The sequence below is a fragment of the Longimicrobiaceae bacterium genome (assembly GCA_035936415.1).
GTDB lineage: Bacteria > Gemmatimonadota > Gemmatimonadetes > Longimicrobiales > Longimicrobiaceae > JAFAYN01.
Genome location: DASYWD010000480.1, coordinates 1 through 11,046 on the forward strand (window position 1 = coordinate 1; position 11,046 = coordinate 11,046).

The window sequence follows — 11,046 nt, forward strand, 5'->3', positions numbered from 1 at the left end:
CCCCGCCGCGGCGGCTCCGGCCGGCGTGAACCGCATCGCCGTGCTCGTGGCGGCGCAGGGCGGGCGGCCCGCAGCACCACCGACCCCCTCCCGGACCGTTCCCCCGCCCACGGCGGCGGCCTCCACCGCGTCCGCGCGGCCGGCGGAGGGCTTCGTGAAGCGCGTGTGGCGCGAGGTCCAGGAGGACGACGTCATAGGGCAGGCCGCGAAGCTGGCGTACTTCGCCTTCCTCTCGCTTCCCCCGGCGCTCCTGGTGATCTTCGGGTTCACGGGATTCTTCGGGGGGAACGCCGCCGCGATGTGGATCACCGAACGGCTGGGCAGCGCGCTCCCGGAGGACGCATCCGCGCTGGTCGACCAGTTCGTGCAGCAGGTGGTGTACGAGCAGGCGCCGGGGCCCTTCTCGCTCGGCCTGCTGCTGGCGCTCTGGGCGGCCTCCAACGTCTTCGCGGCGCTCGCGGACTCGCTGAACAAGGCGTACGACGTGAAGGAGGGCCGCTCCTGGCTCAGGCGCCGCGCCATCGCGATCGGGGTGATGCTGGCGTTCGCCGTGCTCTTCCTGGCCGGGAGCATGGCCATCCTCGCGGGGCCGGCCATCGCACGGTCAATCGGCCTGTGGGGGACGGCCGAGGCGGTCTGGGGCCTGCTCCAGTGGCCGCTCGCGTTCCTCCTGGTGGTGGGCGCCTTCTGGATCGCTTACTACGTCCTCCCGAACCGGGACCAGTGGGCGGACAAGTGGAAGATCTTCAAGGGCGCCGCCATCGCGGCGGTCCTCTGGGCGCTCGCCACCACCGGCTTCCGCTACTACATCGCCAACTTCGGCTCGTACGGGGAGACGTACGGCTTCCTGGGCGTGATCATCGTCCTGCTGTTGTGGATGTACATGACCGGGCTCGTGGTGCTGCTGGGCGGGGAGATCAACTCGGAGATGTAGCCGGGCGGGAAGCAGCGGTGGGACACGCGCGCCCCACCGCCCCACCCCCGCCCCGCCCCCGCCGCGGACAGCACAGATCCCGCCGGATTCCGATCGTGTTGTCCCGTAGTCGCTTGGGAAACAAGCGCGAGCGGTGCGCCGTCCGGCACCAGAGATGCGTGACTTCGCCGGGTCCCGCGCGGCGTCCACAGCCCCCGAACCCGAGGCGTACCATGAGCGCACCCGCGATCCCCGCCCTTTCCGGCCTGCCGTCCGCCCCCAAGCGGATCATCCTGCACTGGACGGGCGGCGCGAAGTCGGCCAACGGGATGGACCGGCAGCACTATCACTACATCATCAACCAGGACGGCACCATCGTCGCCGGGGTGCACCCGGTGGCGGCGAACCTCAAGGCGCAGCTCGCCAACGGCGCCTACGCAGCGCACACCGGTGGCTACAACACCGGGTCGGTGGGGGTGTCGTTCGCGGGGATGCTGAACGCCGTCCGCGGGGGCAGCTTCGGGCCGGCCCCCCTCACCGCGTCGCAGGTGGCGGCCGGGCTGCGCTTCGTCACGCAGCTCTGCGACAAGTGGCAGATCGAGCCCACGCACAAGCGGCTCTTCACCCACATGGAGGCGTGGACCCTGCACGGGGTGAAGGGGGTGCAGAACGACAAGAAGTGGGACATCGCGGCCCTCCAGTTCCGCCCGGACCTCGGGGAGGCGGACGTCGGGCCGTGGCTGCGGGACGAGGTACGCCGGCTCCAGAACGCCGGGGGCTGAGCGGCAGGGTCGGATCAGGAGATCCGCACGCCCTTCAGCACGGCCTGCTCGTCGAGCTGGTGGAGGGCGTCCAGGATCCGCCAGCGGAGGGTCCCCGGGCCGGGCGACTCGCGCGCCGCGACCTCCCCCGCCAGTCCGATGACTCCCAGCGCGTACGCGGCGGCCCGGAGCGGCTCCGGCTCCACGGCCGCGAAGGCGCCGACGAGCGCGCTGGCGGTGCACCCCAGCGCCGTGACGCGCGCCATGAGCGGGTGCCCGTTGGCGACCGCCAGCACGCGGTCGCCGTCCGTCACGTAGTCCACGGCTCCGGTCACGGCCACGACGCACCCCAGCTCCCGCGCGAGCCCGCGGGCGACGTCACGCGCCTCGTCGGAGCCGTGCGCGCTGTCTACCCCCTTCCCCGCCGTCCCCTCCTCCACCAGGGCCAGGACCTCGGAGGCGTTGCCTCGAATGACCGTCGGCCCGCGGCGGGCCAGCGCCCGCGCGACGCCGGTACGGTACGGCGTCGCCCCCGCCCCCACCGGGTCCAGCACCCAGGGCTTGCCCAGCCCACGCGCGCGGTCCGCCGCCCGCTCCATCGCCTCCACCCACGGGGGCGACAGCGTCCCGATGTTCACCACCAGCGCGCTCGCGATGGCGACGAAGTCCTCCACCTCCTCCACGGCGTGCACCATGGCGGGCGATGCGCCCGCGGCCAGGAGGCCGTTGGCGGCGACGTCCATCGACACGTAGTTGGTGATGTTGTGCACCAGCGGCGCCTCGCGGCGCACGGCGGCGAGGGCGGCCCAGGTGGAGGCGGCGTGGGTCATGAGGGAGTGCGTGAGTGCGTGAGTGCGGGCCCCCACCCGGCTCGCTTTAGGCTCGCCACCCTCCCCCGCAAGCGGGAGAGGGGAGCACGGCAACTGCCTTTCGGTACCCTCGCGGAGAGGGTCGCAGGGAGGAGGCGGGGTGGTCGGAGGAAACGCCTTGTGTCCGAGCGTAGCGAGTTTGGCGTTTCCGGAGACCATCCCGCCTCCGACCGTCCGCGCGAGACGCCCACGGCCACCCTATAGCAGCGACACCGGATCCCGGTCGATGGCGACGCGGAGGTCCAGCTTCCCGCGGGGCACGTCGAAGCGCTCGTAGAAGAAGCGCGAGATCTCGCCGAGAAGCTTTGGGCTCTCGGAGCGGAGCAGGAGGTGCCAGCGCCAGCGGCCGCGGATCCGGTCGATGGGGCACGGTGCGGGGCCGATGATCCCGACGCCCTCCACCTTGCGGGCGCGGAGGAGCCCGTCGAGCCACGCCGCCGCCCGGGCCGCGGCCTCCTGCGTGCCGGCTTCCTCCAGCCCGCTCACCACCACGTTCACCAGGCGGCAGTGCGGAGGATACTGCGGGTCGCGGCGCGCGTCCAGCTCCCGGCCGGCGAAGCCGATGAAGTCGTGGTCCGTGGAGCAGGTGATGGCGTAGTGCTCAGGGAGCGCCGTCTGCACGAACACCTCGCCGCCCTTGGGCCCGCGCCCCGCCCGCCCCGCCACCTGCGTGATGAGCTGGAAGGTGCGCTCGGTGGCGCGGAAGTCGGGGAGGTTGATCCCGACGTCGGCGTTGATGACGCCCACCAGCGTGACGTTGGGGAAGTCCAGCCCCTTGGCGATCATCTGGGTGCCGAGGAGGACGTCCACCTCGCCGCGCTCCACCCGCCCCAGGATCTCGTGGTGGGCCCACTTCCCGGAGGTGGTGTCCACGTCCATCCGCGCCACCCGGGCAGTGGGGAACGCCTCCCCCACCGCGCGCTCCACCTGCTCGGTGCCGACCCCGCGGAAGCTCAGGTCCGCCGAGCCGCAGGCGGAGCAGCGCGACGGCGCGGGCTCCTCGTGCAGGCAGTAGTGGCAGGTGAGCCGCTGCCGGCGGCGGTGGTAGGTGAGCGACACGTTGCACTCCGGGCAGTGCCACACCAGCCCGCACTCGCGGCACTGCACGAAGGTGGCGTACCCGCGGCGGTTGAGGAGGAGGATGGTCTGCTCGCCGGCCCGGAGGCGGGCGCGCACGGCGTCGGCCAGCGCGTCGGCGATGATGACCGGCGCCCTCTCCTGGAGCGGGCCGCTGCTCTCGCGCTGCCGCTTCCGCTCGACGCGGAGGTCCACCACGCGGATGGGGGGGAGCGGGCGCCCGCCGACGCGGTCCGGGAGCTCCAGCAGGCGGAACTTCCCCGCCGCGGCGGCGGCCCAGCTCTCCAGCGAGGGGGTGGCCGAGCCCAGGATGCAGACGGCGCCCTCCGCCTGCGCGCGCACCACAGCCACCTCGCGCGCGTGGTAGCGCGGCGCCTCCGCCTGCTTGTAGGAGCCCTCGTGCTCCTCGTCCACGACGATGGCGCCCACGTCGTCCAGCGGCGCAAAGACGGCGGAGCGCGCCCCCACCACGATCCGCTTCTCCCCGGCGCGCAGGGAGCGCCACTCGTCGTAGCGCTCGCCGTCGGAGAGGGCGGAGTGCAGCACGGCGACCTGGTCGCCGAACACCGCCTTGAAGCGCCCCACCGTCTGCGGCGTCAGCGCGATCTCCGGGACCAGGACGATGGCGGTGCGCCCCTGCCGCTCCACCACCTCGCGGAGGAGCTCGATGTACACCAGCGTCTTCCCCGACCCGGTGACGCCGCGCACCAGGAAGGTCCCCGGCTGGGGGCTGCGCGAAGCGCCCACCAGCGCGTCGATGGCGGCCTGCTGCTGCTCCGTGGGCCGGAACGACGGCGCCTCGGGAGCCTCGATGCCGGCGTACGGATCGCGGGAGACCTCCTCCTCCTCGACCACGGCGACGCCCTTCTCCACCAGCGCGTTCACGATCGGGTACGAGAAGCCGAGCGCCCCGGCGAGCTGGGGGACCTCCGCCCTGCCGCCCATCGACTCCACCAGCTCGAAGCACTCCCGCTGCCGCTTCGCCCGCCCGAAGATCCGCTCCCGCTCCGTGAGGCTGGGGATGTCCGAGAGCAGGCGCAGCACGCGCCGGGTGCGCACCGCCGGCTCCAGCCGCGGCGCCTCGGTGACGACGCGGACGGCGCCCACCTCCTCCAGCCGGCGGATGGTGGGCCACCACACGCGGTCGCCGCACTCCCGCCGCAGCCGGGACACGGCCTGCGGCCCCTCCTTCCCACGCAGCCAGCCGAGCACCTTCCCCTCCAGCTCGTTCCCCGTCTCGTACGGCCGCTCCGGCGATTCCGCGAGCTCCACGTAGTCGGTGGACGAGTCGCAGAGCGCCGCCGGCAGCGCCGTGCGCAGCACCTGCCCGAGCGGAGCCACGTAGTACTCCCCGATCCAGCGTGCCAGCTGGAGAAGCCCCGGCGTGACGGTGGGCGTCTCGTCCAGCACGCCGTGGATGGGGAGGATGCGCCCGGCGGGCGGCGCCTCCGCCACCCGGTCGATCCACCCGATCCGCTCCTTCCGCCCGAAGGGGACGAGTACGCGCGCGCCCGGCACCGCACTCTCGCGCATCCCCTCCGGGACAGCGTAGGTGAAGGTGTGGAGCACCGGGAGCGGAAGGGCGACTTCGACGAACACTCGTTTTCAGGCGGACTGCAGGGTTTGGGCGTGCCCCCCGCTGGCGGGGGTCGGGCTGCGGCTCCGTAGGGCACGATACGACCGTGCCCAACGGAGTCGAGCCCCGGCAAACAGCCGCCGGGTCTCGCCCCTTCGGGCTCGCATCCCTCACGCGGGAGGTGGTGTGAAGCTCAGGCGCTCTCGCGCCTCGTCACACCCAGGCCGGGCTCGGTGTTGAAGCGGAGCCTGCCGTCCGGCTCCAGGCCGGGGCCGGTGAACGGGTCGTGGGCGAGGAGGGCGGCGCCGTCCAGGTCCACCCAGTCCACCAGCGGGGCGAGCTGCACGGCGGCGGCGATGCCGAGGGTGGACTCCACCATGCACCCGAGCATCACGCGCATCCCGTGGGCGCGGGCGGCGTGCACGATGCGGAGGGCCTCACGGAGGCTGCCGCACTTGGCGAGCTTGATGTTCACGCCGTCCACCACGCCTGCGAGCTTCGCCACGTCGGAGGCGACCTCGCACGACTCGTCGGCGACGATGGGGAGCGGGGAGCGCTCGCGCACCAGGCGCAGCCCCTCCAGGTCTTGCTTGGGGAGCGGCTGCTCCACGAACTCCACGCCGTACTCAACCAGCATGGGCAGGGCGGCGAGGGTCTGCTTGGCGGTCCAGCCGGTGTTGGCGTCCACGCGGAGGACCTTGTCGGGCGCCTCGTCGCGGATCATGCGCAGGATCTCCTCGTCGCGCGGAGACCCCACCTTGATCTTGAGCACCGGGTACGAGGCGGCCTCGCGCACCTTCTCGCGCATCACCTCCGTCTCGTCGATGCCGACGGTGAAGGAGGAGACCGGGGCCGCGGCCGGATCGAGTCCCCACAGCTTCCACACGGGAACGCCGAGCCGCTTCCCCACCAGGTCGTGCAGCGCCGCGGAGACCGCCGCCTTCGCGGCCGGGTTCCGGCCGATGGAATGCGCCAGCGCCGCCTCGATCCGCTCCAGCGCGAACGGGTCGCCCCCGGCCGCGCCCTCCAGCGCCTCGGAGAGCCGCGGCAGCACCGCGGTCACCGTCTCCGCCGTCTCCCCGTAGAACGGAGTCGCCGCGGCCTCGCCCCACCCCTCGTATCCATCGTCGTCGCGGAGCCGCACCCACACGTCGTACCTCGCGGGCGGCGACGCCGCGCGGGCGATGTGGAAGGCGTGGCGGGTGCGGAGGGTGAGGACTTCGGCTTCCAGGCGCATGAATGGTCGGCGGCGGTGGTCGGGCGAATGGAGAGCGAGAAAGATGGCCCGGGTGTCAAGCCCGGGGGTGCTTCATCGTTCCAGCCGGAGCCGGACGAAATCGTACGGCGGCCACGGCCCCGTGGCGTCCATCGACAGATCGGGGTTGGCGCGGGCCAGCTCCTCCACCTTCTCCAGGAATCCGCGGGTTCCGACGCGGTCCACCAGGAAGGCGGCGGTGAAGGTCCGCGGCTCGTCGCGCGGGAACGGGATCGCGGCGTGGGAGCCCTTGCGCAGCTCGGCGTACACGTGCGTCGCCAGGTCCAGCGCGAGCGCCTCGGGAAAGTCCGGCTCCCCCGGGACGGTGTGCAGCCGGAACTCCCAGCGCCCCTCCAGGAAGGCCAGGGCGTCCAGCAGCTCGTCGTGGCGCTCGCGGAGGAAACGGACCACGTCGCGCTCCTCCGCGAAGCCGATCCCGAAGGGCGCGGGGACCACGGTCTCCCGCTGGAGCATGGCGTCCAGCCGGCGGTGGTGCGCCACGACGTCCTCGGGCGAGACCGCCTCCACGCGGAGGAGCGCCGGGTACACCAGCGCGGCCAGGTCGCGGTGGCGGACCACCTCGGTGTCGCCGTGCGCCGCGCCCGGCGCGTCCCAGACGCCGCCGCGCCGCCGGTCGCCGTGGACGACGCCCAGGAGACGAAGCCCCCGCGCGTCGGGATCCGGCGGGACGCGCGGGGCGGACCTCCGGTCCGGCATCAGGCCGCCGGCTCGCCCGCCAGCAGGGCGAACACCTCCCGCTGCGGGCGGGGGGTGGTCACGTCGGGCCCGTCCGGCCCCATGAACACGTCGATCTCGGTGCGGAAGCCCACGTCGCCGGCCAGGTAGATCCCCGGCTCGATGGAGAAGCCCACGCCCGGGATGAGGCGCCGGGTGTCGCGCGTCTCCAGGTTGTCGATGTTGGGGCCGGAGCCGTGCAGCTCCCGGTCGATGGAGTGGCCGGTGCGGTGGATGAACTGCTCGCCGTAGCCGCGCGCCTCGATCACGCCGCGCGAGGCGTCGTCCACCTCGTACCCGGCGACCGGCTCCCCCGCCTCCCACCGCTCCCGGAGGAGCGCCACCGCGGCTTCGCGGGCGTCGCGCACCGCGGCGAAGATCGTCGCCAGCCGCTCGGGGATTTCCTCGCCGACGTAGCCCATCCAGGTCTGGTCGGCGTAGACGGAGTCCTCGCTCTCCTTGCCCCAGAGGTCGATCAGCACCAGGTCGCCGCGGCGGATCTGGGCGTGCTGGGCGGCGGTGGGGCCGTAGTGGGGGTTGGCGGCGTTGGCGTTCACGGCCACGATGCTGTCCGCCCCCACGTGCAGGCCGCGGCGCGCCAGCTCCGCCTGGACCCACTCGCGCGTGTCCCACTCGGTCACGCGCTCCCCGGCCTGGATCCGCTCGGCGATGCGGCGGAAGGCGGCGTGGGCCGTCTCCTGCACGGCCACGGCGGCGCGGCGGTGGGCGGCCTCGCCCTCCGGGCTCCAGCGCGCGTAGAAGGTGCTCACCAGGTCGGCGGAGGTGACCGGCTCCGCGCCGGCCCGGCGGACCATCTCCAGCACGCCGGCCGGGACGCGGTCCACGTACGGCACGGCGTCGCCCTCGGAGTACTCCATCGCCACCCGCCCGGCCCCGCCCAGGAGCGCGGCGAGCGCGGCCTCCAGCTCGCGCCAGCTGGAGTACGGGCGGTTCTCGCCGATCCACCCGCGCCAGGGCTGCTGCTCGATCCGGTGGGTCAGCGCCACGGGCGTCCCCTCGGCGGGGACGAGGACGAAGTAGCGCCGCGTGAGCGCCGGCAGCCCCAGCAGGTCGGAGACGATGGGGTTGTTGCCGCGGAAGTCGTAGAGCAGCCAGCCGCGCAGCCCGTGGGCGCGCAGCTCTTCCTGAATGCGGCGGACGGTGTCGGCGGTAAGGGCGACGGTTGCTTCGACGATGGCCATCGGACGGTCTTCCGGTAAAGGGGAGTTCGGGCTTCGGCTACGCGGCGGGGGCGTCGCCCTCTTCCGCGGGGAGCCAGCGCGTCCCCTTGATGAGCGAGAGGCCGAGCGAGCGCTCGCGGGTGAGCAGGTTGTGGATCTCGCGCTCGCGGACCAGCGCGCCCTGCACCCCGCCCCAGCCCCAGCGGCGGTAGGCGCGCCAGAGGATGCGCAGCTTCTCGCGGACGGTGAAGATCTCGGCGAAGTCGGGGAAGGGTCCGCCGGTGGGGCGGAAGGGCGAGGGGGTGTCGGACCAGTCCTGCACCAGCAGGTCCACCACCCCGGCGTCGCGGAGGAGCTGCTTCCACTCCACCACGATCAGCGGCCGGGCGCCCAGGTGCTTCACCAGGATCTCACGGCGGCGGGGGTCCAGGTTTCCCGTCCAGATGAGCTGCACCAGCACCACCGAGCCGAGCGGCTTGGTGACGCGGACCAGCTCCCGCACGGCGGCGGCCGGGTCCACGGTGGCCGCGAGACCGATCTCCCCGATGGTGACGTCGAAGATCCCGTCCCGGTAGGGGAGGTCGTCCAGGCGCGAGGCCTGGAAGCTCACGCGCACGTCCTCCCCCGCGGCCCGGGCGCGCGCCTCGGCCTCGCGGATGAGCACGTCGTCCGGGTCCACCCCCGCGGCCTCCACCCGGTAGTTGGAGGCCAGGAAGAGCGTGGAGACGCCCCGCCCGCAGGCGGCGTCCAGGACCTCCTTCCCTTCCTCCAGCTCGGTGAGGAGGGCGATCTGGCGGTACAGGTCCTCTCCACCCGGGGGGAAGACCGGGGCGGGGCTGAGCCGCACCAGGTCGAGCATGGAGGGACCGCCCGGGGCGTCCGAGGGAGGAGGGTTGGACATGCGGGGAAGTATACCGGGAGCGTTTGGGGCTCGCCAGTCGGCGGGAGGGTGCGCGGGCTCACGCCGGCGGCAGCCCCGCCAGCCCGCGGAGGTGCTGGACGACGGCCTGTCCCGTCGCCCCCGGATCGTAGCCGCCCTCCAGCACCGAGACCAGCCGCCCGCCGCAGAGGCGGTCGGCCGCGCCGCGGAGCAGGAGGGTCAGGTCGTATACCTCGCGGGGCTGCACCGCCAGCCCGCCGAGCGGGTCGCCCGCGAGGACGTCGAACCCCGCCGAGAGCAGGATCCACTCCGGCCCCCACGGGGCGGCTTCCTCCAGGGCGGCGGAGAGCGCGGCGGCGAACTCGGCACCCCCCGCTCCGGCGGGGACCGGGAAGGGGCGGAGGCCGGAGCGACCTGGAGGGTCCTCCGCCAGCGCGGGAGCGGGGTGCTGGTGCACGGAGACGATCCGCACTCCCGCATCGTCGGTGAAGATCTCCGGCGTCCCGAGCGGCGCGCGGGCGCCCCAGTCCACCACCAGCACGCGCTCGGCGCCGCGCCGCTCGCGCAGGTGCCGCGCGGCGACTGCGACGCTGTTGAAGAGCGAGTGGCCGCCGGAGCGGTCCGCCGCCGCGTCGCGCCCCGGTGGGCGGGCGCTGCAGAACGCGTTGCGCGCCTCGCCCGCCCGCACGGTCTCCACCCCGGTGATCGCGGCGCCCACGGAGGCCACTGCCGCGTCCCACGAAGCGTCCGAGACGACGACCTCGCCCGCGAAGGGGACCGGGCGCCCCTCCGCGGCGGCAGCCGCGACCGCCTCGCGCACGGACCGCACGTACCCCGGGGTGTGGACGAGGAGCAGGTCGTCCTCGCCGGCCGGGACCGCCTCCACCTGAAGGAGGTGCCCGTGCGTGGCTGGGGTGTCGCGGTAGACGGCGCGCACCAGCGCGGGGATGCGCCCCTGGTGGTCCGGGTGGTTCCACCCGGTGTCGTGCCGCGGGCTGTCGTGGTGGCTGACGAAGGCGGTGGTCACGTGCGGTGGCTCCCTGGAATGGCGGGACGGGGGGAGCAATCTACTGCCGCGGACCGCGCCGGGGGAGCGACGCTCGAACGGCTCCAGCCGGTCACGGCCGGCCCGCCAGGCGCCGGACCGTCCACTCCGCTACCGCCAGCGTCGTCGCGAGCGCGAGGAGGATCCACCGCCAGGGGAGCGTCCCCCGGTCCCGTTGCGGGAGGGCCGCCTCGCGCCGGGAGAGCTCCGCGTCGAACTCCGAGGGGGAGAGCGCCGCGCCCCCGGAGTGGTCCGCCAGGAGGGCGAGGCGCGCCCACGGGTCGGCGGCGGGGAGGGAATCGGCCGCACGGAAGCCTGCGGCGGGTTCGCCATCCGCGAACGCGAGGGTGTAGAGCCCGGCGCGGGCGGGGACGAAGCGGGTGCGGAGGACGCCGGGGCGCGCCGGATCGGCCGCCACGGGAAGCGCCTCGCGCCGCCCGCCCGGCCCGGAGAGCATCAGAGTGGGAGACGGCTCCCCACTGCCCGGGGCGAAGACGCGCACCTCCACCGGCACGCCCACGGGGCCGACCGGCTCCGCGATCCCGGCCACGAGGGAGTCGCGCGGGGCGGACGCGAGCCAGTCCACCAGCGAGCGCCAGAACTCCCGGTGCTCCTCCACCGCCCCGGCCTCCATCCGCCAGCGCCACGTTTCCGTGAGCGCGAGCGCCGCCACCCTCCCCCGCCCCGCCGCGCGCAGCGCGAGCAGCGTCCCCTGCGGCGACCCCGCCGCGGCCACCGCGCCGGGGAGCACCCC

10 protein-coding genes are annotated in these 11,046 nt (G+C 74.1%); 2 read left to right on the top strand and 8 right to left on the bottom strand.

What is annotated here, in order from left to right:
- Both VGR37_19440 and VGR37_19445 read left to right on the top strand, forming a co-directional pair.
- Window positions 1-934 (top strand): YihY/virulence factor BrkB family protein (locus VGR37_19440; protein HEV2149584.1); only part of this gene is annotated, 934 nt, incomplete at its 5' end.
- A gap of 212 nt (window positions 935-1,146) precedes the next feature.
- On the top strand, window positions 1,147-1,695 hold the full coding sequence (locus VGR37_19445; GenBank protein HEV2149585.1) for a peptidoglycan recognition family protein: 549 nt from the start codon (window positions 1,147-1,149) through the stop codon (window positions 1,693-1,695).
- 14 nt (window positions 1,696-1,709) lie between these two features.
- Here VGR37_19445 and thiM read toward each other — a convergent pair whose 3' ends face one another.
- The 8 genes from thiM to VGR37_19485 all read right to left on the bottom strand — a co-directional run.
- Window positions 1,710-2,504, bottom strand: a complete 795-nt coding sequence (gene thiM, locus VGR37_19450) for a hydroxyethylthiazole kinase (protein HEV2149586.1) — start codon at window positions 2,502-2,504, stop codon at window positions 1,710-1,712.
- Window positions 2,505-2,741: 237 nt separating this feature from the next.
- A complete protein-coding gene (gene priA / locus VGR37_19455; protein HEV2149587.1) occupies window positions 2,742-5,219 on the bottom strand; it encodes a primosomal protein N' in 2,478 nt (825 codons plus the stop codon).
- Window positions 5,220-5,389: 170 nt separating this feature from the next.
- On the bottom strand, window positions 5,390-6,433 hold the full coding sequence (locus VGR37_19460; protein HEV2149588.1) for a dipeptide epimerase: 1,044 nt from the start codon (window positions 6,431-6,433) through the stop codon (window positions 5,390-5,392).
- A 72-nt stretch (window positions 6,434-6,505) separates the two neighbouring features.
- Window positions 6,506-7,168, bottom strand: a complete 663-nt coding sequence (locus VGR37_19465; protein ID HEV2149589.1) for a GvpL/GvpF family gas vesicle protein — start codon at window positions 7,166-7,168, stop codon at window positions 6,506-6,508.
- On the bottom strand, window positions 7,168-8,388 hold the full coding sequence (locus tag VGR37_19470) for a M24 family metallopeptidase (protein ID HEV2149590.1): 1,221 nt from the start codon (window positions 8,386-8,388) through the stop codon (window positions 7,168-7,170). Before VGR37_19470 ends, VGR37_19465 begins: the two co-directional genes overlap by 1 nt.
- A gap of 37 nt (window positions 8,389-8,425) precedes the next feature.
- Complete coding sequence (locus VGR37_19475) at window positions 8,426-9,268, bottom strand: methyltransferase domain-containing protein (GenBank protein ID HEV2149591.1); 843 nt, start codon at window positions 9,266-9,268, stop codon at window positions 8,426-8,428.
- A gap of 58 nt (window positions 9,269-9,326) precedes the next feature.
- Complete coding sequence (locus VGR37_19480; protein HEV2149592.1) at window positions 9,327-10,274, bottom strand: hypothetical protein; 948 nt, start codon at window positions 10,272-10,274, stop codon at window positions 9,327-9,329.
- A gap of 91 nt (window positions 10,275-10,365) precedes the next feature.
- Window positions 10,366-11,046: hypothetical protein (locus VGR37_19485; protein ID HEV2149593.1), on the bottom strand; the 681-nt coding region annotated here is incomplete at its 5' end.